Genomic DNA, 24,435 nt, shown 5'->3' with positions numbered 1-24,435 from the left:
ACCGGCGTCGACCGGCGTCCGCGACCCCGGGCTCAGGGCAGCCCGGGCAGCAGCTTGTCCAGGGTGACCGGCAGCGACCGGACCCGGACGCCGGTGGCGTGGTGGACGGCGTTGACGACGGCCGCGGCGGTGCCGGTGATGCCGATCTCGCCGATGCCCTTGGCGCCCATCACGTTCACGTACGGGTCGTGCTCGTCGAGCCAGTGCGCCTCGATCTGCTGCACGTCGGCGTTGACCGAGATGTGGTACTCGGCGAGGTCGTGGTTGGCGACCTGACCGATCCGGGTGTCGAAGACGCTGTTCTCGTGCAGCGCCATGGACATCCCCATGGTCATCCCGCCGATCAGCTGCGACCGCGCCGTCCGCGGGTTGATGATCCGCCCGCAGGCGAAGACCCCGAGCAGCCGGGGCAGCCGGATCTCGCCGGTGTCGGCGTGCACCCGCACCTCGGCGAACTGGGCGCCGAACGCGTAGGCGGCGTGGTCCTCGTTCGGTGAGGCCTGGTCGACGTCGCCGGAGGCCTCGTCACCGTCGCGCGGGTCGGCGCCGTACTTGCCGCGGAACTCCCGGGCGGCCTGCACGATCGCCGAGCCCCAGGTGTTGGTGCCCGACGAGCCGCCGGCCACCGAGGCGGTCGGGTACCGGGTGTCACCGATCCGGACCTCGACGTCGGCGACGTCCGCGTCCAGGGCGTCGGCGGCGATCTGCGGCAGGATCGTCCAGGCGCCGGTGCCGAGGTCGGCGGCACCGATCTCCACGGTGTAGCGGCCGTTCGAGTGGCGCACGGTCGCCGTGGACGTCGCCTGGCGCATGGTCGGGTAGACCGACGAGGCGACGCCGCAGCCGACGAACCAGTCGCCCTCGCGGCGCCGGCCCGGGCCGCGGGAGTCCCAGTCGAAGCGGTGCGCCCCGTCGCGCAGGCACTCGACCAGGTGCCGGCTCGACCAGGGCTTCCCGGTGTCCGGGTCGACCTCTGGCTCGTTGACGATCCGCAGCCGCACCGGGTCGATGCCCAGCTCCACGGCGAGCTCGTCGAGGGCGACCTCCGGGCCGAACATGCCCGGGCACTCCCCCGGCGCCCGCATCCAGGAGGGGATCGGCACGTCCAGCGGCGCCAGCCGGTGGGTGCTGCGCCGGTTCGGGGAGGCGTACATCATCCGGGTCGGCACCCCGGTCTGCTCCGCGAACTCCTTGACCTTCGAGGTCTGCTCGACCACGTCGATCGCGATCGCCTGCAGCCGGCCGCGGTGGTCGGCGGCCAACTGCATCCGCTGGATGGTCGGCGTCCGGTAGCCGGTCAGGAAGAACATCTGCTGCCGGGTGAGGGCCAGCTTCACCGGGCGGCCGGGCAGCGCCCGGGCGGCCATGGTGGTGAGCATGACGTTGGCGTGCGGGTTGCCCTTGGACCCGAAGCCGCCGCCGACGTAGGGGCAGACCACCCGCACCTGCTCCTCGTCCAGGCCGAACACCTCGCTCACCGCGGCGCGGTCGGGGTGCACGCCCTGGGTGGAGTCCCACAGCGTCAGCGGCACGTCGGCGCCCGGCTCCCACAGCGCCACGGTGGCGTGCGGCTCGATCGGGTTGTTGTGCAGCATCTGCGTCTGGTAGGTGTGGTCGACGGTGACCTCGGCCGACCGCATCGCCGCCTCGACGTCACCGTCGACGACGTCGGTGGGGTGCCCGGCGTTGACCTGCTCCGGCGCGTAGAGGTCGGGCCGGTCGGTGCGCAGCTCGCTGTCGTGCGGCTGCTCGGCGTAGGTCACCGCGATCGCGTCGGCGGCCTGCCGGGCGACCTCGGAGGTCTCCGCGACCACCACGCCGATCAGCTGCCCGCGGAAGGCGACGTCGGGCGACTGCAGGACGGCGTACTCGGCGTCCTCGACCGACGCCAGCCGCTCGGCGGTGAACGGGGTCAGCACCGCGAGCACCCCGTCCAGCGCCTGGGCCGCGGCGGTGTCCATCGCGGTCACCCGGCCCCGCGCGATGGTGGCCTGCACCGGGTGCGCGTACGCGGGGTGCTCGACCGGTGTCTCGAAGGCGTAGGTGGCGGTGCCGCGCACCTTCTGCTCACCGTCCCGGCGGACCAGCGACTGCCCGATCGCCCGTGGCTCGAGGAGATCGGTCATCGGGTGGCCTCCGAGGTGAGCTCGCGCAGGGTGGCGACCACGGTGCGGGCGGCCAGCGGGATCTTGAAGCCGTTGCCGCCGCCGACGCCGGGCTGCGGCTGGGCGCCGGCCAGCTCGGCGTCCATCGCGGCGCGGACGGCGTGGTCGGTGAGCGGGCGACCGCGCAGCAGCTCCTCCGCCCGGGTGGCCCGCCAGGGCTTGTGCGCCACGCCGCCGAGGGCGATGCGCACGTCGTCCCCGCTGACCACCGCGGCCACGCTCACCAGCGCGTAGGCGTAGGAGGCGCGGTCGCGGACCTTGCGGTAGCTCGACCGGGTGCCGGCCGGCAGCGGCGGGAGGTCGATCGAGGTGATCAGCTCGCCGTGCTCGAGGGTGGTGTCCGTCGACGGGTCGTCGCCGACCAGCCGGTGCAGCTCACCGAAGGGGATGGTGCGGGTGCCGGCGGGCCCGAGCACCTGCACCTGCGCGTCGAGCGCGGCCAGCGCCACCGCCATGTCGGAGGGGTGGGTGGCGATGCAGGTCTCCGGGGCGGTCGGGTCGGGCAGCGCGGCCGGGACGCCGAGCACCGCGAGGTACCGGGTGTAGCCGCCGACGGCGGAGCAGCCGCTGCCCGGCTCGCGCTTGTTGCACGGGGTGGTGACGTCGCCGAAGTACACGCAGCGGGTGCGCTGCAGCGGGTTGCCGCCGGTGGTGGCCATGTTGCGCAGCTGGCCGGTGGCGCCGGCCAGCAGCGCTTGCGCCAGCACGGGGTAGCGCTCGCGCACCCGGCGGTCGGCAGCGACCTCGCTGTTGGTGGAGGCGGCACCCAGCCGCAGCCCGCCGTCCGGGAGGTCGGTGACCTCCCGGGAGGTGAGGGTCCGGACGTCGACGACCAGGTCGGGGGTGGCGATGCCGAGCTTGAGGTGGTCGACGAGGTTGGTGCCACCGGCCAGGAACACGGCGTTCGGCTCGGCGGCGACGTCGCGGACGGCCTCGGCGACGTCACCGGGGTGCGCGTAGGCGAACGGCTTCATCGCGCGCCGGCCTGCTGGACGGCGGGCGTGATGTTCTCGTAGGCGGCGCAGCGGCAGAGGTTGCCGCTCATCCGCTCGGACACCTCGGCGTCGGAGAGCTCGACGTCGCCGGTGAGGTCCTCGGTGACGTGGCTGGGCCAGCCCCGGGCGACCTCGTCCAGAACGCCCACGGCCGAGCACACCTGACCAGGGGTGCAGTAGCCGCACTGGAACGCGTCCTGCTCCAGGAACGCCTGCTGCACCGGGTGCAGCTCGCCGGCCGGGGCCAGCCCGTCGGCGGTGGTGATCTCCGCCCCGTCGTGGGCGACCGCGAGCGCCAGGCAGATCAGCGACCGCTGCCCGTCCAGCAGGACGGTGCACGCCCCGCACTGCCCGTGGTCGCAGCCCTTCTTCGGGCTGGTGTTCCCCAGCCGTTCGCGGAGGGCGTCCAGCAGCGTGGTGCGGGTGTCCACGGTGAGCCGGTGGCTCTCCCCGTCGACCCGCAGGGAGATCTCGGCGTCCATGGCCTCCCGGTGCCCGCCGGGCCGGTGGCGGCAAACGGATCGCCGGGGAGGTGCGCGGCGTTCACGGTCCGGTCGCGGGTCGTGCACGCAGCGGTCGCCCGCCGGACGTCCCGCGCCGGGAACGTCCGGGCGTCAGCTGTGCGGCCCCCTCAGGAGGCCCGCTGTGCGCCGTCCCCGTCCCGCTCTCGTCCTCGGCGCATCGGCGCTGACCGGTCTGCTCTTCGGCGGCCTCGCCGTCCGGACGACGTGACCGAACCAACACGCAGGTGGACGGCGTGCGGCATACCGGTGGCCGAGCCGGGTACTGACTGACGGAACAGGGCGGCGTACGTGGAAGAGTCGGCCCTCTCGACGACTGGACCCGCCCATGAGTGGCAATGCCACGCACCGTTTCCGCAACACCAGCGTCTTGACCGTGCAGACGGCCGACGCGTCCCAGGTGGTCACCTCCGACGACCTGGACGACCAGCTGGTCGACACCTACCGCCGGGTCGGGCTGCGCCCCGGCCTGCTCGAGCGGCTCTGCGGCATCCGCGAGCGCCGCTGGTGGGCCGACGGCGTCACCTTCGTCGACGGCGCGGCGATGGCCGGCGCCAAGGCGATCAGCGAGAGCGGCGTCGACCCGGCGGGCATCGGCGTCATGATCAACACGTCGGTGAGCCGGAAGTACCTCGAGCCCTCCACCGCCGTCGCCGTGCACGACGCGCTCGGCCTGCCCCGCTCGGCGCAGAACTTCGACGTCACCAACGCCTGCCTGGGCTTCATGAACGGCATGGAGCTGGCCGGGGCGATGATCGACTCCGGCCTGGTCGACCACGCGCTGATCGTCAACGGTGAGGACGCCCGGGCGGTCCAGGAGCGCACCATCGACCGGCTCAACCGCCCCGAGACGGTGGCGCGGGACGTGCTCTCCCAGTTCGCCACGCTGACCCTCGGCTGCGGCGCGGTCGCCATGGTGCTCGGCCGCACCGACCAGCACCCCGAGGGCCACCGCATGGTCGGCTCGGTCAGCCGCGCCGGCACCGAGCACCACGAGCTGTGCGTCGGCGACAACGACATGATGCGGACCGACCTCAAGGGCCTGCTGGACGCCGGGATCGCGCTCGGCGTCGACATGTGGACCGAGGCCGGCGAGGAGTTCGACTGGCACGGCGGCATGTCGCGCTACGTCATGCACCAGGTCTCGAAGGTGCACACCGCGGCGATGTGCGAGAAGTTCGGCATCGACGAGTCGCAGGTGCCCAAGACCTTCCCGACCCGGGGCAACCTTGGTCCGGCATCGGTGCCGTTCACCCTGGCGACCGAGTCCGACGCGCTGGACGACGGCGACCGGGTGCTGCTCATGGGCGTCGGCTCGGGCCTGAACACCGCGTGCCTCGAGATCGAATGGTGACCGCACCCCCCTCCGTCCCGCCGGGTCTGCCCGGGCTCGACCCCGCCTGGTCGCGGCACCTCACCGTCGCCGACGCCACCGGCAGCAAGCACGAGTGGCACCTGCTCGACAACGGGGTGCCTGAACCGGTCGGCACGCTGCTGTGCGTGCACGGCAACCCCACCTGGTCCTACCTGTGGCGCCGGTTGCTGGCCGCAGCACCCCCCGGCTGGCGGGTGATCGCCCCCGACCAGCTCGGCATGGGCTTCTCCGAGCGGCTGACCGGCCTGCGCCCGCTGGCCCAGCGGGTCGCCGACCTCGGCGACCTCACCGCGGCCCTCGGCGTCACCGGACCGGTGGTCACCGTCGGCCACGACTGGGGCGGCGTGATCTCCCTGGGCTGGGCGCTGCAGCACCGCGCGCAGCTGCGCGGCGTCGTGCTGGGCAACACCGCCGTCGCCATGCCCGAGGGCGACCTCGGTCCCGCCCTGATCCGGCTGGCGCACGCCCCGGGCGTGCGTGCCGCCGTCACCGTCGGCACCCCGGTCTTCGTCCGCGCGACCACGGCGCTGTCCTGGCCGCCGCTGCCCGCCGCCGTACGGGACGCCTTCGCCGCCCCCTACGGCACCCCGGCCCGGCGACGCTCGGTCGGCGACTTCGTGGCCGACATCCCGTTCTCCCCCCGCCACCCGTCGCGGTCGGCGCAGGAGCAGGTCGCCGAGGGCATCCGCGACCTCGACGTGCCGGCGCTGCTGATGTGGGGGCCGCGCGACCCGGTCTTCGGCGAGCGCTACCTGGCCGACCTGCGGGAGCGGCTGCCGCAGGCGCAGCTGCACCGCTTCGAGGGCGCCTCGCACCTCCTGCCGGAGGACGCGCCGCAGTACGCGGACGCGATCGCCCAGTGGGTCACCGACCTCGACAGCGACCGCAGCGCCCCGCCTCCGGCGGCTGCGCTCCCCGGGCACCCCTGGTCGGCACTGACCGAGCGGGCCGGCGACGACTCCCCCGCCGTGGTCGAGGTCGGTGGCGGCACGGTCAGCTGGGCGCAGCTGCACCACCGGGTCGAGCACCTGGCCGCCGGGCTGGCCGACGCCGGCGTCCGCCCCGGGCACCGGGTCGCGCTGCTCGTCGAGCCCTCGGCCGACCTCACCGCGTGCGTCTACGCCGTCTGGCGGGCCGGTGCGGTGATCGTCGTCGCGGACAAGGGGCTGGGGCTGGCCGGCATGCGCCGTGCGCTGCGCAGCGCCGGTGTCGACGCCGTCATCGGCAGCGCGCAGGGGCTGGCCGCGGCCCGGGTCATGCGGCTGCCCGGCACCCGCATCGCCGCCGGCCGGGTGCCGGGCGCGCGGCACACCCTCCAGGGGCTGGAGGCCCGTGGTGCCCACGCGCCCGCGCCGCCGGACTCCCCGACCGACGCCGACTGCGCCGTGCTGTTCACCTCCGGGGCGACCGGGCCGGCCAAGGGCGTCGTCTACACCCAGCGGCAGGCGCTGGCCCAACTGGAGCTGGTGCGCAGCACCTACCGGCTCACGTCGGAGGACCGGCTGGTCGCCGCCTTCGCGCCGTTCGCCATCCTCGGGCCGGCGCTGGGCATCGGCTCCGCGGTGCCCGACATCGACGTGACCGCGCCCGCGTCGCTGACCGCCGCGAGACTGGCCGACGCCGCGGCCGCCGTCGGCGGCACGGTCGTCTTCGCCTCACCGGCCGCGCTCCGCCGGGTGGTCGACACCGCCGCGGAGCTGACCACCGCGCAGCGGACGGCGCTGGGCCGGGTGCGGCTGCTCATGTCGGCCGGCGCCCCGGTGCCGCTGCCGTTGCTCACCGCGCTGCGGGCGGTGCTGCCGGCCGCCGAGGCGCACACCCCGTACGGGATGACCGAGGCGCTGCCGGTCACCGACGTGACCGCGGCGGAGATCGCGGCCGCCGGACCGGGCGACGGCGTGTGCGTCGGCCGGCCGCTGACCGGGGTCGAGGTCCGGGTCAGCCCGCTGACCGCGCTCGGGGCCGCCGACGGCGCGCTGACCGCCGACCCGGGCACGACCGGTGAGGTGTGCGTGCGCGCCCCGCACGTCAAGGACCGCTACGACGCGTTGTGGATCACCGAGCGCGCCGCCTCGCGGGACCCTGGCTGGCACCGCACCGGCGACGTCGGGCACCTCGACGACGCCGGCCGGCTCTGGATCGAGGGCCGGTTGCCGCACGTGGTCACCACCGCCGCGGGCGTGGTCACCCCGGTGGGCGTCGAGCAGCGGATCGAGGCGCTGGACGCCGTCTCCGCCGCGGCCGTGGTCGGCGTCGGACCGGCCGGTGCACAGGTGGTCGTGGCGGTCGTCGTCCCGGCGGCGGGTGGTCCCCGGCGGCTCGGCCTGGCCGGCCCGGAGCTGGCCGACGCGGTGCGGCTGGCCGCCGGGACCGAGGTGGCGGCGGTGCTGGTCACCCGCCGGCTGCCGGTGGACATCCGGCACCAGTCCAAGGTCGACCGGCGCGCGGTGGCCGACCAGACGGCCCGGGTGCTGGCCGGCGCCCGCCGGTGAGGGTGCTGGTCACCGGCGCCAGCGGCATGCTGGGCCGGGCCACCGCGACGGCGCTCGCCGACCGGGGTGACGAGGTCACCGTGCTGCAGCGGCGGCCCGCCGGGCTGGCCTGCCGCGAGGTGCTCGGCGACGTGGCCGACCCGGCGGTGGTCGGGGCCGCGGCCGCCGGGCAGGACGCCGTCCTGCACCTGGCCGCCAAGGTCGACGTGACCGGCCGCTGGGCCGAGTACGCGCGCGCCAACATCGAGGGCACCCGCACCGTGGTCGCCGCCTGCCGGCGGGCCGGGGTCCGCCGGCTGGTGCACGTCTCCTCGCCCTCGGTGGCGCACGGCGGGTCGGCGCTGGTGGGCGTGGGCGCCGGGCCCGCCGACCCGGAGCGGGCGCGCGGGCACTACTCCCGCTCCAAGGCGGTCGCCGAGACCGCGGCGCTGGCGGCGGACTCCGCCGCCCTCGCGGTGCTGGTGGTCCGGCCGCACCTGGTCTGGGGACCGGGTGACACCCAGCTCGTCGAGCGGGTCGTGGAGCGGGCCCGCGCCGGCCGGCTGCCGGTGATCGGCTCCGGCGCGGCGCTGATCGACACGACCTACGTGGACAACGCCGTCGACGCCCTGGTCGCCGCCGTCGACGCACCGGCGCACGGTGAGGCGCTGGTCGTCTCCAACGGAGAACCGCGGCCGGTGGCCGAGGTCATCGCCCGGCTGTGCCGGGCCGCCGGGGTCCCCGCGCCGCGCCGCCGGGTGCCCGTCCCGGTCGCCTGGGCCGCCGGGGCCGCGGTCGAGGGGGTCTGGGCGGCGACGCAGCGGCGGGACACCCCGCCGCTGACCCGCTTCCTCGCCGAGCAGCTGTCCACCGCGCACTGGTTCGACCAGCGCCGCACCCGCTCGGTACTCCGCTGGACGCCCCGGGTCACCCTGGACGAGGGCTTCGCCCGGCTGGCCGCGACGTACTGACCCTCAGCCGGTCCACGGGGGCGCGACGCCCCAGCCCCAGTGCGGCACCGGCGCGTCCCGCACCACCTCGGCGCCGGGCTGGGAGTTGGTCAGCGCCAGCAGGGTGCCCCACTCCACGTAGCCGACGAACGCCGCCCGGAACTCCGGGTCGGCGGGCAGCCCGGCCTCGTCCAGGGAGTCCAGCAGCAGGGCGACCCAGCGCCGGCGCTGCGGCTCAGTGATCGCCTTGCCCAGGTGGTGGCCGAGCATCGCCGGGTACCCACCGCGCTCGCGGGTGTAGCGGTCCGGGCCGCCGAACACCTCGGCCAGCCACATCGCCACGTGCCGGGGGTGCTCGTCGTCCATCTGCGCGAACAGCGGGCCGACGAGGTCGTCGGCGAGGACGTGCCCGTAGAAGACCTGGGTCAGCCGTTCCAGCGCCGCCGTCCCGCCGGCCCAGTCGTACAGCGTCGGCACCGCGGCGCCCGGGCCGTGCACCGCCGTGGGTGCGTAGTGCCGCATCTCCTCGATGTCCCCGACGTAGGGCCGGACGGCGGCGAGGAACTCCCCGAACAGGTCCCCGCCGCGGAAGCCCTGGAGGTGGTCCGCCGCCGAGGTCCAGCTGATCCGCAGGACCCAGCAGGCGGGTTCGTCGACGCTCTGGCTGAGCTCGTAGTCGACGCACTGCGGCGCCCGGGCCAGCACGCCGGCCGCGCGTGCGTAGTCGGTGAGGAACGCTGCGCGGCGCTCCTCGGGGGCCCGGTACCGGATGTACTCGACGATCATGTCGGCTCCTGCCGTCGGCCCTTCGATTACACCGTTACACGCCCGACCGGTCAAGGACCCCGGACATGACGGACCATGGGGGGCGAACCGGCTGCCGTCCCGGGTCCGAACACCCCACCACCGAGGCGAGGAGGACGGGTGGACGACGTTCCCCGCTCCGTCGCCGACGTGCGACCGGCGCTGCTGCGGACCGCACTGCTGCTCACCGGCGACCGGACCACCGCCGAGGAGCTGGTCCAACGCGCGCTCACCCGGACCCGCCGCCGCTCCGGGGACCCGGACGCCGTCCTGGCCGCCGTGGTGCGCGGGGCCACCGGCCGGTGGGCCCGGCTCGGCCGCGCCGAGCAGGTCATCGAGGCGCTGCCCGACCCGTTCCGCCCGGCGGCAGCGCCGGACCAGGGCCCCGACCTCGCCCGGGCACTGCGCGAGCTGCCCGCGCGCACTCGCGCCGCCGTGGTGCTGCGCTGGCACGACCGGCTCCCGGACACCCGGATCGCTGGCCTGCTGCGCTGCCCGGAGACGGAGGTGGCCGCCCAGGCCGCCCGCGGGCTGGCGCAGCTGAGCCCGGCGCTGGCTCCCAGCGCCTTCGAGCGGGCCGCGGCCGACGTCCCGGTCGAGCGGCGGCTGGCCGACCAGCTCACCCGGCTCGCGGACCCGCCCGGGTCGTGGCGGCTGGACCCCGCCGCCGCCGACGACGACGTGCGGGCCCGCCGGGCCGGGGTCCGGCGGCGGCTGGCCGGCACCGCCCTCGCGGCGCTGGCGGTGGCCGGCATCGCCGTCCCGCTGGCCCGCTGGGCGCCCGATCCCCCGGCGATCACGGCGACCGCGCCGTCTCCCGCGCCGGCCGCGCCGACGACGCGGGCCGTGCCCAGCGTGCCGGTGCTGACCGGCCCGACCCGGGGCTCGCTCGCCGACGACGCGGCGTTCCTCGACGCCGTGCGCTCGGTGGGCTGGGGCGCGCAGGAGGCCCCGCCGCCCGCGGACCGGGAGGTGGTGTTCGCCGCCGACACCCCGCACGGCCGGGTCGCGCTCGTGGTCGGCACCGTCCTGGAGGACTTCCGCGGCGTGTGGCTGACCGGACCCACCGGCGCCGCCGCCGCGGACCTGGTGCCGCACCTGCCCACCCAGCTCGGCCGGGACCGCCCGCTGGCCCTGCTGCTCGGCGGCCCCGGGGACGCGACGCTGGTCGTCGTCGCCGCGCCGGGCGACGCGGTCGCGGTGTCCGACCGGCTGATGACCGGACCGCGCGGCACCGTCGGCCGCACCTACACCGCTCTCGACGCCGCCACCGGCGTGGCCGTCGTCCCGGCCCGCACCACCACGGTCGGCTCGGCGGTCAGCGTCCGGGTCGAGCGCGACGGCCGCGAGGTCTACCGCTCGGCCGCGGACTGGCTGGGCGCCGGCACGCGCCAGCCCGCGCCGGTGGGCGGGCTGTCCCCGCTCCGCCCGGGCGCGCCGCCCGCCGCCGGGCACCTCGTGGACGCCGCCCTCCTCGACGTCGCCGTCCCGCTGGGGGTCGAGCCGGCCCGGTTGCAGCCCGCCCTGCTGTGGTCGGCCGAGGTGCCGCTGAGCCGGGGCACCGGCCGGGTGGTCGTGATGGTGGCGTACAGCCCGGGCGGGGCGCTGGTGGTGACCACCTGGGCCGGGGTGAACAGCGGCGCGGTCTCCTGCGGCGTGCAGACCCCGCCTGGGACGACGGACGTCGCCACCCTGACGGTCGCCCGGATCTGCGACGTCGCCCTCCCCGGCCTCGGCCAGACCGACGACGGCCGCTGGCTGGTGGTCACCGCTCCCCCGACCGCCGCCTCGGCGCAGCTGCTGGGCAGCCGCGGCCAGGTGCTCGGGCCGCTCCCGCTGACCGGTGGCAGCACCGTGGCCCCGATGACCGACGGCGCCCGGTCGGTGCGCACGCTGGACGCGGCGGGCCGGTCGCTGGCCGAGACGCCGATCGCCCCGGTGCCCACCGCGCCGTTCGGTGACTTCGGGCCCGGGCCGGCGCGCTGAGCGCTCAGAAGGCCGCGCCGGTCCGCCACGGCATCTGCTGCAGGGTCAGCGTGTTGCCGTCCGGGTCCTCGATCGCGGCGTACAGCACCCCGCCGCCGACGTCGGTGACCGCGCCGACGTCCACGCCGCGGCCGACCAGCTCGGCCCGGGCCGCCGCGATGTCGTCCACCACCAGGTGCAGGCCGCGGACCGACCCGGGCGGCGCCTCGTAGGCGCCGAGGCCGGTGCCCAGGCCGATCGAGCAGGCCGAGCCCGGCGGGGTCAGCTGGACCACCCGCACCCCGTCGGCCGGGCGGACGTCGACGTCGACGACGAAGCCCAGCTGCTCGGCGTAGAAGGCCTTGGACCGGTCGACGTCGGTGACCGGGACCGGCACCAGTTCCAGCTTCATCTCCACCGCGTGCTCCTCTGCACCGTGCGGCCGGCACCAGCTCGGCCGGGTCCGCGGGGTACGGACACTAGGCTGCCCGCCGTGCCGGAGCCGGTGCGCGACCAGCGCGGACCCCAGCGCGCCCGGGTGCCCGCCGCCTCCCAGGTGCTGGCCCTGCTGCAGGCGCTGGCCCGGCAGCCCGGCGCGGTGCCGGCCGCCGCCCTGGCCCGCGACCTCGGCCTCCCCCGGTCCACGACCTACGCGCTGCTCGCCGAGCTGGTCGACGCCGGGTTCGTCGTCCACCTGCCCGAGGAACGGCGCTACGGGCTGGGGGTGAGCGCGTTCGAGATCGGCAGCGCCTACTCCCGGCAGGAGCCGCTGGCCCGGCTGGCGCGCCCGGTGCTGGCCCGGCTGGTCGACGCGGTCGGCCACTCCGCGCACCTGGCCGTGCTGCACGGCCGGGAGGTGCTCTACGTCGTCGAGCAGCGTGCTCCGGGCCGCCCGCCGCTGGTCACCGACGTGGGCGTCCGGTTGCCCGCCCAGCTCACCGCGAGCGGCCGCGCGCTGCTGGCAGACCTGCCGGCGGCCCAGGTCCGGGCACTGTTCCCGGACCCGACCGCGTTCGTCGACCGGCACGGCTCCGGGCCGCGGCGGCTCTCCGAGCTGCGCCGGCTGCTGGGCGAGGTACGCCGGACCGGGCACGCCGGCGAGGACGGCGAGGTGACCCCCGGCTTCGCCTCGGTGGCCGCGGCCGTGCACGACCACACCGCCCGGCCCGCGGCCGCCGTCGCGGTCACCTTCCCCACCGAGGACGTCGACGGAGCCGGCCGGGTCGAGCTGGCCCGCCGGGTGGGCCGGGCCGCCACCGAGCTGACCCGGCGGATCAACGGCCACCCGCCCGGCTGAAGTGTCCGGCATCCCGGACACCAGTGGTCCCCGGGCTCTGGTGACCGGGTGCCCAGAGCGTGTGCGATGGGCCCATGAGCACCCCGCAGGTCGTCGTCGGCACCGGTCCGGTCTCCCCCGACGACGTCGTCCGGGTGGCCCGGGACGGCTGGGGGGTCCGGTTGGCCGACGAGGCGCTGACCGCGATCGCCGCCAGCCGGGACGTCGTCGAGAGGCTGGCCGGGGACGACCGGCCGCACTACGGCATCTCCACCGGCTTCGGCGCGCTGGCCACTCGGCACATCCCGGTCGCGCAGCGCGCGCAGCTGCAGCGCAGCCTCATCCGCTCGCACGCGGCCGGCTCCGGCCCCGAGGTGGAGCGGGAGGTGGTGCGGGCGCTGGTGCTGCTCCGGTTGTCCACGCTGGCGACCGGCCGGACCGGCGTGCGCCCGGAGACCGCCTGCGCGTACGCCGCCCTGCTCGACGCCGGCCTCACCCCAGTCGTGCACGAGTACGGCTCGCTGGGCTGCTCCGGCGACCTCGCCCCGCTCTCGGCCGTGGCGCTGGCGGTGATGGGCGAGGGCACCGTGCGCGACGCCGCCGGCATGCTCCGCCCGGCCGCCGACGCGCTCGCGGCCGCCGGCATCGCGCCGGTGCAGCTGGCCGAGAAGGAGGGACTGGCGCTGGTCAACGGCACCGACGGGATGCTCGGCATGCTGCTGCTGGCGGTGGCGGACCTGCGCCGGCTGCTCACCACCGCCGACGTCGCCGCCGCGATGAGCGTCGAGGCGCTGCTGGGCACCGACGCCGTCTTCGCCGCCGACCTGCAGGCACTGCGGCCGCACCCCGGGCAGGCCGCCTCAGCGGCCAACCTGCGCGCACTGCTGGCCGGCAGCGGGGTGCTGGCCAGCCACCGCGGGCCGGAGTGCACCCGGGTCCAGGACGCATACTCGCTGCGCTGCGCCCCGCAGGTGCACGGCGCCGCCCGGGACACCCTCGCGCACGCGGCCTCGGTCGCCGACCGGGAGCGCGCCGCCGCCGTCGACAACCCGGTGATCACCCCCGACGGGCGGGTGGAGTCCAACGGCAACTTCCACGGCGCCCCGGTCGGCTACGTGCTGGACTTCCTGGCCATCGCGGTCGCTGACGTGGCCAGCATGAGCGAGCGGCGCACCGACCGGTTCCTGGACGCCGCCCGCAGCCACGGCCTGCCGCCCTTCCTGGCGCACGACGCCGGCGTCGACTCCGGGCACATGATCGCCCAGTACACCGCCGCCGGGATCGTCAGCGAGCTCAAGCGGCTCGCGGTGCCGGCCAGCGTCGACTCGATCCCCTCCTCGGCGATGCAGGAGGACCACGTGTCGATGGGCTGGCACGCCGCCCGCAAGCTGCGCCGCGCGCTGGACGGGCTGACCCGGGTGCTGGCCATCGAGGTGCTCACCGCCGCCCGGGCGCTGGACCTGCGCGCGCCGCTCGCCCCGGCCGCGGCCACCGGCGCGGTGCGTGACGCCGTCCGGGCCGCCGGGGTGCCCGGCCCCGGACCCGACCGGCACCTGGCCCCGGAGATCGAGGCGGTGGTCGGCCTGGTGCAGTCCGGCGCCGTCCTCACCGCCACCGGACTGGACCTGTCCTGACCCGGAGGACCCACCCACCCTGAAGGAGCTCACCATGGACGGCGCCCGACCGGTCCGGTCCCCCCGCGGGACGACGCTCACCGCCCGCAGCTGGCAGACCGAGGCACCGCTGCGGATGCTGCAGAACAACCTCGACCCCGAGGTCGCCGAACGCCCCGACGACCTGGTGGTCTACGGCGGCACCGGCCGCGCCGCGCGGGACTGGCGGAGCTTCGACGCGATGGTCCGCACGCTGACCACGCTGGCCGACGACGAGACGATGCTGGTGCAGTCCGGCCGCCCGGTGGGGGTGCTCCGCACGCACGAGTGGGCGCCGCGGGTGCTGATCGCGAACTCGAACCTGGTCGGGGACTGGGCCACCTGGCCGGAGTTCCGCCGGTTGGAGCAGCTCGGGCTGACCATGTACGGCCAGATGACCGCCGGGTCGTGGATCTACATCGGCACCCAGGGCATCCTGCAGGGCACCTACGAGACCTTCGCCGCGGTGGCCGACAAGAGGTTCGGCGGCACGCTGGCCGGCACGCTCACCCTCACCGGCGGCTGCGGCGGGATGGGCGGCGCGCAGCCGCTCGCGGTCACCCTCAACGGCGGGGTGTGCCTGGTGGTCGACGTGGACGCCGCGAGGCTGCGGCGCCGGGTCGAGCACCGGTACCTCGACGAGGTGGCCGACGACCTGGACGACGCCGTCCGCCGCTGCCTGGACGCCAGGGCCGGCCGCCGGGCGCTGTCGGTGGGCCTGGTCGGCAACGCCGCCACCGTCTTCCCCGAGCTGCTGCGCCGGGGCGTCGAGGTCGACGTCGTCACCGACCAGACCTCCGCGCACGACCCGCTCTCCTACCTGCCCGAGGGCGTCGACGTCGGCGACTGGCGCGACCTCGCCGCCGCCAAGCCCGAGGAGTTCACCGACCGCGCGCGGGCGTCGATGGCGAAGCACGTCGAGGCGATGGTCGGCTTCTCCGACGGCGGCGCCGAGGTGTTCGACTACGGCAACTCCATCCGGGACGAGGCCCGGCAGGGCGGCTACCAGCGCGCGTTCGCCTTCCCCGGCTTCGTGCCGGCCTACATCCGGCCGCTGTTCTGCGAGGGCAAGGGCCCGTTCCGGTGGGCGGCGCTGTCCGGCGACCCCGCCGACATCGCCGCCACCGACCGGGCGGTGCTCGAGCTGTTCCCGGACAACGACCGGCTGCAGCGCTGGATCCGGGCGGCGCAGGAGAAGGTCGCGTTCCAGGGGCTGCCGGCGCGGATCTGCTGGCTGGGCCAGGGCGAGCGGGACGTCGCGGGGCTGCGGTTCAACGAGATGGTGGCCTCCGGCGAGCTGTCCGCGCCGGTCGTCATCGGCCGCGACCACCTGGACACCGGCTCGGTGGCCTCGCCCTACCGGGAGACCGAGGCGATGGCCGACGGCTCCGACGCGATCGCCGACTGGCCGCTGCTCAACGCGCTGGTCAACACCGCCTCCGGGGCGACGTGGGTGTCGATCCACCACGGCGGCGGCGTCGGCATCGGCCGGTCGATCCACGCCGGCCAGGTGAGCGTCGCCGACGGCACCCCGCTGGCCGCGCAGAAGCTGGCCCGGGTGCTCAGCAACGACCCGGGCACCGGCGTGATCCGGCACGTCGACGCCGGCTACGACCGCGCCGCCGAGGTCGCCGCCACCCACGGCATCCGCGTCCCGATGACCGAGACCCCCTGACGGCCATGTTGGCCGACATGGCCCCCGAGGGCTTCCGGTCGATGTGGGCCGAGCTCTGGGAGATCGGGCGGGCCTCCTCGGGGGGCTACCGGCGGTTCGCCTGGACCCGCACCGACGCCGCCCTGCGCGAGTGGTTCGCCGCTCAGGCGCAGGCCCGCGGGATGGACGTCGTCGGCGACCGGGCCGGCAACCTGTGGGCCTGGACGGCCGACCCGGACGCGCACGGTCCCGGCCTGGTGCTCGGCAGCCACCTGGACTCCGTCCCGGACGGCGGCGCGTTCGACGGCCCGCTGGGCGTGGTCTCGGCGTTCGCGGCGCTGGACCTGCTGCGCGCGTCCGGGCACGCCCCTCCCCGACCGCTCGGCATCGCCTGCTTCGCCGACGAGGAGGGTGCCCGGTTCGGCGTCGCCTGCGCCGGGTCGAAGCTGCTCACCGGCGCGCTGGACGCCGACCGGGCCCGGGGCCTCCGGGACGCCGAGGGGACGACGATGGCCGAGGCGATGCGGGGGTCGCTGGACGTCGCGGCAGTGGGCCGGGACGAGGAGACGCTGCGCCGGATCAGCACCTTCGTCGAGCTGCACGTCGAGCAGGGCCGGGCGCTGGTCGACGTCGGGGCGCCGGTCGGGGTGGCCACGTCGATCTGGCCGCACGGGCGCTGGCGGCTGGACCTGCGCGGGCGGGCCGACCACGCCGGCACCACCCGGCTGACCGACCGCGACGACCCGATGCTGGCGCTGGCCGCTGCGGTGCTCACCGCGCGGTCCGCCGCGGAGCAGGCCGGCACGGTGGCCACGATCGGCAAGCTCGCGGTCACGCCCAACGGCGTCAACGCCATCCCGTCGTCGGTGACCGCCTGGCTGGACGCCCGCGGCGCTCGCGAGGCCGACGTCCGGGCGGTGGTCGCCGCGGTGGGAGACGCGGCCGGTGCCGAGCCGGTCGAGGAGTCGTGGACCGGGCCGACGGTCTTCGACGCCGGGCTGCGGGACCGGCTGGCCACGGCGCTGGGCACGGACGGCGTCCCGGCGCCGGTGCTGCCCACCGGGGCCGGCCACGACGCCGCGATCCTGGCCGCGGCCGGGGTGCCGACCGCGATGCTGTTCGTCCGCAACCCGACCGGGGTCTCGCACTCCCCCGCCGAGCACGCCGAGGAGGCCGACTGCCTGGCCGGGGTGGCCGCGCTGGCCCGCGTCGTGCAGGAGCTGAGATGACCACGTGGTGGTGCGAGTCGGCCTGGCTGGACTCCCCGACCGACGGCGTCCGGGTCACCGAGGACGGCGGCCGGATCACCGCCGTCGAGGTCGGCGACCCCCGCCCTGGGGACCGGCGGCTGACCGGGCTGGTGCTGCCGGGGCTGGCCGACGCGCACTCGCACGCCTTCCACCGCGCGCTCCGCGGCCGCACGCACGACGACGGCGGCACCTTCTGGACCTGGCGCCGGCAGATGTACGCCGTCGCTGCTCGCCTCGACCCCGACACGTACCTCGCGCTGGCCCGGGCGACGTACGCCGAGCTCGCGCTGGCCGGGGTGACCTGCGTCGGGGAGTTCTCCTACCTGCACCACCCGGCCGGCGGCGGGCGCTACGCCGACCCGAACGCGATGTCCGAGGCCCTTGTCCAGGCCGCGGCAGACGCCGGAGTGCGGCTCACCCTGCTGGACACCTGCTACCTCAGCGGCGGGCCGGACGGCGCCCCGCTGGACGACGTGCAGCAGCGCTTCTCCGACGGCGACGCCGACGCCTGGGCCGCCCGGGTCGCCGGGCTGCCGGAACGGGACGGGCTGCGGATCGGTGCGGCGGTGCACTCGGTGCGCGCCGTCCCTGCCGACCAGCTGGCCACCGTGGCCGCCGCCGCAGCGGGCCGCCCGCTGCACGTGCACGTCTCCGAGCAGCCGGCCGAGAACACCGCCACGCTGGCCGCCACCGGCTGCACCCCGACGGCGCTGCTCGCCGAGCACGGCGTGCTGGGCCCGGACACCACGGCCGTGCACGCCGTGCACCTGACCGACGACGACGTCGCCACGCTGGCCGCCACCGGCACCGGGGTCTGCGCCTGCCCGAGCACCGAGGCCGACCTGGCCGACGGGATCGGCCCGTTCCGCCGGCTGGCCGACGCCGGGGTGCCGCTGTGCCTGGGCAGCGACCAGCACGTCCGCGGGGACCTGCTCGGCGAGGCGCAGGCGCTGGAGGCCACCGCGCGCCTGGTCAGCGGCGAGCGCGGCCGGTTCACCCCCGCCGAGCTGGTGACCGCGCTGACCGCCGCCGGGCACCGCGCGCTGGGCTGGCCGGACGCCGGGCGGCTCGCCGTCGGGCAGCGGGCCGACCTGGTCGCGGTCCGGCGGGACTCGGTGCGCACGGCGGGCTGCGCGCCGGGCGAGCTGCCGCTGGTCGCCGCCGCCGCGGACGTGACCACCGTCGTGGTCGAGGGCCGGGTCGTGGTCGAGGACGGTCGGCACGTGCTCGGCGACGTCGGCGCGTTGCTGGCCGCGGCGATCGGGGACCTGCGGTGAGCACGCTGGTCACCGGGATCGGCGAGCTGGTCACCAACGACGACACCGTCGGCCCCGGTCTCGGCGTGCTGCCGGACGCCGCGCTGGTCGTCGAGGACGGCGTCGTGGCGTGGGTGGGTCCGGCATCGGTGGCCCCGGACGCCGACCGGCGGGTCGACGTCGGCGGCCGGGCGGTCGTGCCCGGGTTCGTCGACAGCCATGCGCACCTGGTCTTCGCCGGGGACCGGGCCGCGGAGTTCGAGGCCCGGATGACCGGTGCCCGGTACGACGGCGGCGGCATCGCCTCGACCGTCGCCGCGACCCGGGCGGCCTCGGACGCGCAGCTGCGCGCCCGGCTGGCCGCGCTGGTCGCGGAGATGCGCGCGCAGGGGACGACGACCGTGGAGGTGAAGAGCGGCTACGGGCTCACCGTCGCCGACGAGGTCCGCAGCCTGCGGCTGGCCGCGGAGGTCACCCCGGAGGCGACCTTCCTCGGCGCGCACGTCGTCCCGCCCGGGGCCGACCGGGCCGAGTACCTGGCGCTGGCCACCGGCCCGATGCTGGCCGCCTGCGCGCCGTACGCCCGGTGGGTCGACGTCTTCTGCGAGCCGGCGTCGCCGCACGCCTTCGACGGCGAGGAGGCCCGGGCGGTGCTCACCGCCGGCCGCGCGGCCGGGCTGGAGCTGCGGGTGCACGCCAACCAGTTGTCGGCCGGCCCCGGGGTGCAGCTGGCGGTGGAGCTCGGCGCGGCCAGCGCCGACCACTGCACCCACCTGACCGCCGCCGACGTCGACGCGCTGGCCGGCGGGACGACGGTGGCCACCCTGCTGCCCGGGGTCGAGTTCTCCACCCGCTCGCCCTATCCCGACGCGCGCCGGCTGCTGGCCGCCGGGGTGACCGTGGCGCTGGCGACCGACTGCAACCCGGGCAGCTGCTTCACCTCGTCGATGGCGTTCTGCCTGGCGCTCGCGGTGCGGGAGATGGCGATGACCCCGGCCGAGGCGTTGTGGTCGGCGACCGCGGGCGGTGCCGCGGCGCTGCGGCGGACCGACGTCGGGCACCTGGCCGTCGGGGCCCGGGCCGACCTCGCCGTCGTCGACGCGCCGTCCTGGCTGCACCTGGCCTACCGCCCCGGCGTCCCGCTGGTCCGCACCCTCGACCTCTGACCCCCACGGTCTTGCGCGAGAAGGCGCGGGGCTTTCGCGCGCGAGAGTGCGCGGGGTCTCGCGCGCGAAAGCGCGGGAGGAGGACTAGAGCAGGCCGCGCAGCTCCTCGGCGTTGCGGACGGCGTGGCCGTGCCCGTCGTTGTTGAAGTAGACGAACACGTCGCGCCCGGACGCCGACCACTCCCGCACCCGGTCGGCCCACCAGCGCAGGTCGTCGGTCGAGTAGGACCCGGCGTAGAGGTGCGCGGGGTCCGGACCGTGCATCCGCACGTAGACGAACGGTGCGGTGGCCCGCAGCACGCACGGCAGGCCGGCGCCGCTCATCACCGTGTACGCCGCCCCGTGCCGCTCGAGCAGCGCGTACACCGCCTCGTCGTGCCAGCTGGGGTGCCGGAACTCGACCGCCACCCGCATCCAGCCGGGCAGCAGGCCGAGGAACCAGTCCAGCCGGGCGTCGTCGCGGGCGTGCCCGGGGTGCAGCTGGACCAGCAGCACGGCCCGCCGGTCGCCCAGCTCGTGCCAGCAGGCCACCAGCCGGTCGACCCACACCTCGGGGGCGTACAGCTTCTTGGCGTGGGTCAGCCCGCGGGGGGCCTTGACCGACAGCTGGAAGCCCGGCGGCAACCGGCGCCGCCAGCTCGCGAACGTCGCCGTCCGCGGCCAGCGGTAGAAGCTGGCGTTGAGCTCGACGGTGCCGAAGCGCCGCACGTAGTGCGCGAGCCGGTCCCGGGGCGGCGTGCCCGGTGGGTACAGCACGCCGTCCCAGTGGTCGTAGCTCCAGCCCGACGTCCCGACGTGGACCGTCATGCGGCGCTCAGGTCAGAGCGGGTCCACCGAGTCGGCCTGCAGGCCCTTCTGACCGGGGCTGGCGGTGTACTCCACCCGCTGGCCCTCGTCCAGGCTGCGGTAGCCACCCCGGTCGGCGATCGCCGAGTAGTGCACGAACACGTCGTCGCCGCCGTCGTCGGGCTCGATGAACCCGAAGCCCTTCTCGGCGTTGAAGAAGCGGACGGTGCCCTGCCCGCCACCGCCGCCGCCACCGCGCGGAGCCCGCGGGGCGCGGTCCCGGTCCCGCGGGGCGCTCTGCCGGCGGTCGTCCCGGGCCGGCGGCCGGCCGCCGCCACCGCCGCCGCCGCCGCCGCTGCCCAGGGGCTGCACCGAGTCGGCCTGCAGGCCGCGCTGGCCCGGGCTGGCGGAGTACTCGACCCGCTGGCCCTCGTCCAGGCTGCGGTAGCCGCCGTCGTCGACGATCGCGGAGAAGTGCACGAACACGTCGTCCCCGCCGCCGTCGGGCTCGATGAACCCGAACCCCTTCTCGGCGTTGAAGAAGCGCACCGTGCCCTGCGAGCCGCCGCCGCCGCGCGGTGCGCGGTCGGAGCCGCGGTCGCGCGGTGCGGACTGCCGGCGGTCGTCGCGGGCCGGCGGCCGGCCGCCGCCACCGAGCGGCTGGACGGAGTCGGCCTGCAGCCCGCGCTGCCCGGGGCTGGCGGTGAACTCGACCCGCTGCCCCTCGTCCAGGCTGCGGTACCCGCCGTCGTCGGCGATCGCGGAGAAGTGCACGAACACGTCGTCCCCGCCGTCGTCGGGCTCGATGAACCCGAAGCCCTTCTCGGCGTTGAACCAGCGGACGGTGCCCTCGGACCCGCCACCGCCCCGGCCGGCCCGCGGCGCGCGGACCTGCCGCGGGTCGTCCCGGTGGCCGCGCTCCTCGCGGGCCGGGGGCCGCCCGCCGCCGCCGAGCGGCTGGATGGAGTCGGCCTGCATGCCCCGGTCCCCCGGGCTGGCGGTGAACTCGACCCGCTGCCCCTCGTCGAGGCTGCGGTAGCCCCCGTCGTCGGCGATCGCGGAGAAGTGCGCGAACACGTCCTGCCCGCCGTCGTCGGGCTCGATGAACCCGAACCCCTTCTCCGCGTTGAACCACTTGACCGTGCCCTGCGGCATCCTGCTTCTCCTGCACATCTCGACGTCCTCGGCCCCGTGCCGGGGCCGATCGCCCCATCCTCCCAGCCTCCTGCCCGTCCGTGCCGGGCGGCGGCGGATCAGCCGCCGCGGTGCCCCGGCGCTCGGGCCGGGGGCCCGCCCTCCGAGGTCAGCAGAGGCAGCGTGCGCAGCGGCACGAGCTCGGACAACGCGACCACGCTCGTGGACCGCACCACCGACGCGGAGCGGCCCAGCTGCAGCAGGGTCTGCTGCAGGTCGCCGTGCGAGCGGGCCGCCACCCGGCACAGCACGTCACCCGACCCGGTCGTCGCGTGCGCCTCCAGCACGCCGGGCATCGCCGCCAGCTCCGCGGTCAGGTCCCCCAGGGCGCCCTGGGCGATCTCCAGGGTGACGAAGGCCTGGACGCCGAAGCCGGCGGCGGTCAGGTCGACGTCCGGGCCGTACCCGGTGACGACGCCGGTGTCCTCCAGCCGCTGCAGCCGGGCCTGCACGGTGCCGCGGGCCACCCCGAGCCGGCGGGACAGCTCCAGCGCCCCGGCCCTCGGGTGCTCGGTCAGCGCCCGGAGCAGCGCCAGGTCCAGGGTGTCCAGCCGGGCCCCGTCGGTCGACATCGGAGCCTCCTGGGTGATCGCGGTCACAACTGATCGATCTGCACAGTAGCGGCGTGGGCGGACCGTACGGGGTGTACCGGTTGCCCACCCGTCGCCCTGCTCGTTGCGCAGCGCGGAGCGGATGCGGTGCGCTCTCCCCACCCCGAGCCGAGGAGGCGCGCCGTGAGCATCGAGCAGACCCTCACCGACGACGAGAAGCTGGCCGAGCTGAGCCTGGAGCAGCTCCAGCAGCTGGTCGGCCTCGTCGAGCACGACCCCTCGCGCGACCCCTTCCCGGTCAGTGGCTGGGACGCGCTGGTCTGGGTCGTCGGCAACGCCACCCAGGCCGCGCACTTCTTCCAGTCCGCGTACGGCATGGAGCTGGTCGCCTACTCCGGACCGGAGACCGGCAACCGGGACCACCACGCCTACGTGCTCACCAGCGGCGCCGCGCGCTTCGTCGTCACCGGCGCCTACGACCCGGCCAGCCCGCTGGCCGACCACCACCGCCGGCACGGCGACGGCATCGCCGACATCGCGCTCAGCGTGCCCGACGTCGACGTCTGCGTGGCGCACGCCCGGGCGACCGGCGCGACGGTGCTCAGCGAGCCGCACGACCTGACCGACGAGCACGGCACCGTGCGGCTGGCCGCGATCGCCACCTACGGCGACACCCGGCACACCCTGGTCGACCGGTCCCGCTACCGCGGTCCGTACCTGCCCGGCTTCGTGGCCCGGACGTCGTCCTTCGTGCGGCGGCCGGGCGCCCCCAAGCGGCTTTTCCAGGCCATCGACCACGTGGTGGGCAACGTGGAGCTCGGCGCGATGGACCGGTGGGTGGACTTCTACAACCGGGTCATGGGGTTCACCAACATGGCCGAGTTCGTCGGCGAGGACATCGCCACCGACTACTCGGCGCTGATGAGCAAGGTGGTGTCCAACGGCAACCACCGGGTCAAGTTCCCGCTCAACGAGCCGGCCGTCGGCAAGAAGAAGTCGCAGATCGACGAGTACCTGGAGTTCTACGGCGGCCCCGGTGCCCAGCACGTCGCGCTGGCCACCAACGACATCGTCGGCACGGTCGACGCGCTGCGCGCCGAGGGCGTCGTCTTCCTCAGCACGCCGGACTCCTACTACTCCGACCCGGCGCTGCGAGCCCGGATCGGCGAGGTCCGGGTGCCCATCGAGGAGCTGCAGCGGCGCGGGATCCTCGTCGACCGGGACGAGGACGGCTACCTGCTGCAGATCTTCACCAAGCCGCTCGGCGACCGGCCGACGGTGTTCTTCGAGCTGATCGAGCGGCACGGCTCGCTGGGGTTCGGGATCGGCAACTTCAAGGCCCTGTTCCAGGCGATCGAGCGCGAGCAGGAGCTCCGCGGCAACTTCTGACGATCTGGCAGGAACGACGCGCAGGACGCCGCCGCGGTCATGGACGCCGGCCGACCGGAGCGCCACGCTCGGGGGCATGGCCCACAGACTCTCCCGGCTGCTCCGCACGCAGGAGCAGCTCTGGGACCGGTACCTGACCAGCTCCGGGGCGTCCGGCCGCGAGGCCCGGGCCGCGCTGGGCGAGCCTCCGCTGCGCTGGAGCGGCGGGCGGCTGCGCGGGTGCGTGCTGCCGCCGCCCTGATCAGCTGCGCCGGTCGGCCAAGAAGCGGAACCGTTCCCGGGTGGCGGCGACCTCCGCCGGGTCGACGTCGGCCAGCACGACGGTCTCCACGCCCGACGCCGTGGCCAGCAGCTCACCCATGGGCGAGACGATGCGGCTGTCACCGGCGTGCTCGGTGCCGTCGCCGGCGGTGCCGACCCGGTTGCCGCCGACCACGTAGGCCTGGTTCTCGATGGCCCGGGCCTGCAGCAGCGTCGTCCAGTGGTGCCGCCGCGCGGCGGGCCAGTTCGCCGGCACCAGGAAGACGTCGGTGTCCGGGCCGGTCTGCCAGAAGACGTCCGCGAAGCGCAGGTCGTAGCAGATGAACGGGGTGACCCGCAGGTCCCCGACCTGGACGGTCACCGGGCCCTCGCCGGAGCGGAAGCGGTCCCGCTCGGACGCGAAGGGGTGCAGCTTGCGGTACCGGTGGGTGCTGCCGTCGGGTCCGGCCAGCACGAAGGAGTTGTAGGGCAGCTCGCCGTCCGGGCTCACCTCAGGGCAGGTGCCCGCCACCCAGACCCCGTGCTCGGCGGCCTGGCCGCTGAGGAACTCCGAGGACGGCCCGCCCTCGGGCTCGCCGATCCCCGGGGTCATCGAGAAGCCGGTGGAGAAGGTCTCGGTGAGCAGCACCAGCTCCGCGCCGCCGCCCACCGCCCGGGCCACCTGCGGGGCGAGCCGGGCGAAGTTCGCGTCCCGGTCCTCCCAGACGATGTCGTGCTGGACCGCCGCGATCCTCATGCTGCCCCCATCCCGTCC

Annotated in this window: 21 protein-coding genes; 12 read left to right on the top strand and 9 right to left on the bottom strand. The window is 76.0% G+C overall.

Annotated elements, in window-relative coordinates; all coding sequences use genetic code 11:
• Positions 1–32: 32 nt before the first annotated feature.
• Genes FHL79_RS13915 through FHL79_RS13905 form a run of 3 tightly spaced genes read right to left on the bottom strand, consistent with a single transcriptional unit; the run spans position 33 to position 3,642 of the window.
• On the bottom strand, positions 33–2,126 hold the full coding sequence (locus FHL79_RS13915; RefSeq protein WP_138759185.1) for a xanthine dehydrogenase family protein molybdopterin-binding subunit: 2,094 nt from the start codon (positions 2,124–2,126) through the stop codon (positions 33–35).
• Positions 2,123–3,139: an FAD binding domain-containing protein gene (locus FHL79_RS13910; protein WP_138759184.1), complete on the bottom strand. Its 1,017-nt coding sequence runs from the start codon at positions 3,137–3,139 to the stop codon at positions 2,123–2,125. Before FHL79_RS13910 ends, FHL79_RS13915 begins: the two co-directional genes overlap by 4 nt.
• On the bottom strand, positions 3,136–3,642 hold the full coding sequence (locus tag FHL79_RS13905; protein WP_138759183.1) for a 2Fe-2S iron-sulfur cluster-binding protein: 507 nt from the start codon (positions 3,640–3,642) through the stop codon (positions 3,136–3,138). Before FHL79_RS13905 ends, FHL79_RS13910 begins: the two co-directional genes overlap by 4 nt.
• Positions 3,643–4,057: 415 nt before the next feature.
• Here FHL79_RS13905 and FHL79_RS13900 point away from each other — a divergent pair, with 415 nt between their 5' ends.
• The 3 genes from FHL79_RS13900 to FHL79_RS13890 are packed head-to-tail and all read left to right on the top strand — an operon-like array spanning position 4,058 to position 8,498.
• On the top strand, positions 4,058–5,035 hold the full coding sequence (locus FHL79_RS13900; RefSeq protein WP_246080771.1) for a 3-oxoacyl-ACP synthase III: 978 nt from the start codon (positions 4,058–4,060) through the stop codon (positions 5,033–5,035).
• Positions 5,029–7,548, top strand: a complete 2,520-nt coding sequence (locus FHL79_RS13895; RefSeq protein WP_138759181.1) for an alpha/beta fold hydrolase — start codon at positions 5,029–5,031, stop codon at positions 7,546–7,548. Before FHL79_RS13900 ends, FHL79_RS13895 begins: the two co-directional genes overlap by 7 nt.
• The gene (locus FHL79_RS13890) at positions 7,545–8,498 is read left to right on the top strand and encodes an NAD-dependent epimerase/dehydratase family protein (RefSeq protein WP_138759180.1); all 954 of its coding nucleotides are present in this window, start codon (positions 7,545–7,547) and stop codon (positions 8,496–8,498) included. The genes FHL79_RS13895 and FHL79_RS13890 overlap by 4 nt, the downstream gene beginning before the upstream one ends.
• A 3-nt stretch (positions 8,499–8,501) precedes the next feature.
• Here FHL79_RS13890 and FHL79_RS13885 read toward each other — a convergent pair whose 3' ends face one another.
• Entirely contained in the window at positions 8,502–9,263 is a 762-nt protein-coding gene (locus FHL79_RS13885) for a group II truncated hemoglobin (protein ID WP_138759179.1), read from the bottom strand.
• Between the two features lie 138 nt (positions 9,264–9,401).
• Between FHL79_RS13885 and FHL79_RS25415 the strand changes: the two genes are divergently transcribed.
• Positions 9,402–11,267 carry a SigE family RNA polymerase sigma factor gene (locus FHL79_RS25415; RefSeq protein ID WP_179966095.1) on the top strand — a complete coding sequence of 622 codons (1,866 nt, stop codon included), beginning with the start codon at positions 9,402–9,404 and terminating at the stop codon, positions 11,265–11,267.
• A gap of 4 nt (positions 11,268–11,271) precedes the next feature.
• Here FHL79_RS25415 and FHL79_RS13875 read toward each other — a convergent pair whose 3' ends face one another.
• Entirely contained in the window at positions 11,272–11,658 is a 387-nt protein-coding gene (locus FHL79_RS13875) for a VOC family protein (RefSeq protein WP_246080774.1), read from the bottom strand.
• A gap of 81 nt (positions 11,659–11,739) precedes the next feature.
• Between FHL79_RS13875 and FHL79_RS13870 the strand changes: the two genes are divergently transcribed.
• From FHL79_RS13870 to hutI, 6 genes are all read left to right on the top strand, one after another.
• Positions 11,740–12,543, top strand: coding sequence for an IclR family transcriptional regulator (locus FHL79_RS13870; protein ID WP_138759177.1), 804 nt, complete (start codon positions 11,740–11,742; stop codon positions 12,541–12,543).
• A gap of 74 nt (positions 12,544–12,617) precedes the next feature.
• Positions 12,618–14,156, top strand: a complete 1,539-nt coding sequence (gene hutH, locus FHL79_RS13865; protein ID WP_138759176.1) for a histidine ammonia-lyase — start codon at positions 12,618–12,620, stop codon at positions 14,154–14,156.
• A 34-nt stretch (positions 14,157–14,190) separates the two neighbouring features.
• Positions 14,191–15,849, top strand: coding sequence for a urocanate hydratase (gene hutU / locus FHL79_RS13860; protein WP_138759175.1), 1,659 nt, complete (start codon positions 14,191–14,193; stop codon positions 15,847–15,849).
• 5 nt (positions 15,850–15,854) lie between these two features.
• The gene (locus FHL79_RS13855) at positions 15,855–17,057 is read left to right on the top strand and encodes an allantoate amidohydrolase (protein WP_218938465.1); all 1,203 of its coding nucleotides are present in this window, start codon (positions 15,855–15,857) and stop codon (positions 17,055–17,057) included.
• The gene (locus tag FHL79_RS13850) at positions 17,054–18,355 is read left to right on the top strand and encodes a formimidoylglutamate deiminase (protein WP_138759174.1); all 1,302 of its coding nucleotides are present in this window, start codon (positions 17,054–17,056) and stop codon (positions 18,353–18,355) included. The genes FHL79_RS13855 and FHL79_RS13850 overlap by 4 nt, the downstream gene beginning before the upstream one ends.
• Positions 18,352–19,500: an imidazolonepropionase gene (gene hutI, locus FHL79_RS13845; RefSeq protein ID WP_138759173.1), complete on the top strand. Its 1,149-nt coding sequence runs from the start codon at positions 18,352–18,354 to the stop codon at positions 19,498–19,500. Before FHL79_RS13850 ends, hutI begins: the two co-directional genes overlap by 4 nt.
• Positions 19,501–19,584: 84 nt before the next feature.
• On the opposite strand, the gene FHL79_RS13840 is transcribed toward hutI, so the two are convergent.
• From FHL79_RS13840 to FHL79_RS13825, 3 genes are all read right to left on the bottom strand, one after another.
• On the bottom strand, positions 19,585–20,307 hold the full coding sequence (locus FHL79_RS13840; protein WP_138759172.1) for a DUF72 domain-containing protein: 723 nt from the start codon (positions 20,305–20,307) through the stop codon (positions 19,585–19,587).
• Positions 20,308–20,319: 12 nt separating this feature from the next.
• A complete protein-coding gene (locus tag FHL79_RS26605; protein ID WP_439331131.1) occupies positions 20,320–21,441 on the bottom strand; it encodes a cold-shock protein in 1,122 nt (373 codons plus the stop codon).
• A 98-nt stretch (positions 21,442–21,539) separates the two neighbouring features.
• A complete protein-coding gene (locus FHL79_RS13825; protein ID WP_138759171.1) occupies positions 21,540–22,052 on the bottom strand; it encodes an Lrp/AsnC family transcriptional regulator in 513 nt (170 codons plus the stop codon).
• Positions 22,053–22,214: 162 nt separating this feature from the next.
• Between FHL79_RS13825 and hppD the strand changes: the two genes are divergently transcribed.
• Positions 22,215–23,420: a 4-hydroxyphenylpyruvate dioxygenase gene (hppD, locus tag FHL79_RS13820; RefSeq protein ID WP_138759170.1), complete on the top strand. Its 1,206-nt coding sequence runs from the start codon at positions 22,215–22,217 to the stop codon at positions 23,418–23,420.
• Positions 23,421–23,496: 76 nt separating this feature from the next.
• On the top strand, positions 23,497–23,661 hold the full coding sequence (locus FHL79_RS25125; protein ID WP_171058162.1) for a hypothetical protein: 165 nt from the start codon (positions 23,497–23,499) through the stop codon (positions 23,659–23,661).
• On the opposite strand, the gene FHL79_RS13815 is transcribed toward FHL79_RS25125, so the two are convergent.
• On the bottom strand, positions 23,662–24,417 hold the full coding sequence (locus FHL79_RS13815; protein ID WP_138759169.1) for a nitrilase-related carbon-nitrogen hydrolase: 756 nt from the start codon (positions 24,415–24,417) through the stop codon (positions 23,662–23,664).
• Between the last annotated feature and the right edge of the window lie 18 nt (positions 24,418–24,435).

The sequence above is a fragment of the Modestobacter altitudinis genome (genome assembly GCF_005930475.1).
Classification (GTDB): domain Bacteria; phylum Actinomycetota; class Actinomycetes; order Mycobacteriales; family Geodermatophilaceae; genus Modestobacter; species Modestobacter altitudinis.
This window is presented reverse-complemented; position numbering and strand designations above follow the sequence as displayed.

Bases quoted from the DNA above. Each gene is read 5' to 3' on its own strand.
- FHL79_RS26605 (WP_439331131.1), bottom strand. From the start codon at position 21,441: ATGCCGCAGGGCACGGTCAAGTGGTTCAACGCGGAGAAGGGGTTCGGG.
- FHL79_RS13895 (WP_138759181.1), top strand. From the start codon at position 5,029: ATGGTGACCGCACCCCCCTCCGTCCCGCCGGGTCTGCCCGGGCTCGAC.
- hutH (WP_138759176.1), top strand. From the start codon at position 12,618: ATGAGCACCCCGCAGGTCGTCGTCGGCACCGGTCCGGTCTCCCCCGAC.
- FHL79_RS13905 (WP_138759183.1), bottom strand. From the start codon at position 3,642: ATGGACGCCGAGATCTCCCTGCGGGTCGACGGGGAGAGCCACCGGCTC.
- FHL79_RS13850 (WP_138759174.1), top strand. From the start codon at position 17,054: ATGACCACGTGGTGGTGCGAGTCGGCCTGGCTGGACTCCCCGACCGAC.
- FHL79_RS13840 (WP_138759172.1), bottom strand. From the start codon at position 20,307: ATGACGGTCCACGTCGGGACGTCGGGCTGGAGCTACGACCACTGGGAC.
- FHL79_RS13855 (WP_218938465.1), top strand. From the start codon at position 15,855: ATGTTGGCCGACATGGCCCCCGAGGGCTTCCGGTCGATGTGGGCCGAG.
- FHL79_RS13885 (WP_138759179.1), bottom strand. From the start codon at position 9,263: ATGATCGTCGAGTACATCCGGTACCGGGCCCCCGAGGAGCGCCGCGCA.
- FHL79_RS13915 (WP_138759185.1), bottom strand. From the start codon at position 2,126: ATGACCGATCTCCTCGAGCCACGGGCGATCGGGCAGTCGCTGGTCCGC.
- hutU (WP_138759175.1), top strand. From the start codon at position 14,191: ATGGACGGCGCCCGACCGGTCCGGTCCCCCCGCGGGACGACGCTCACC.
- FHL79_RS13910 (WP_138759184.1), bottom strand. From the start codon at position 3,139: ATGAAGCCGTTCGCCTACGCGCACCCCGGTGACGTCGCCGAGGCCGTC.
- FHL79_RS13875 (WP_246080774.1), bottom strand. From the start codon at position 11,658: ATGAAGCTGGAACTGGTGCCGGTCCCGGTCACCGACGTCGACCGGTCC.
- FHL79_RS13825 (WP_138759171.1), bottom strand. From the start codon at position 22,052: ATGTCGACCGACGGGGCCCGGCTGGACACCCTGGACCTGGCGCTGCTC.
- FHL79_RS25125 (WP_171058162.1), top strand. From the start codon at position 23,497: ATGGCCCACAGACTCTCCCGGCTGCTCCGCACGCAGGAGCAGCTCTGG.
- FHL79_RS13815 (WP_138759169.1), bottom strand. From the start codon at position 24,417: ATGAGGATCGCGGCGGTCCAGCACGACATCGTCTGGGAGGACCGGGAC.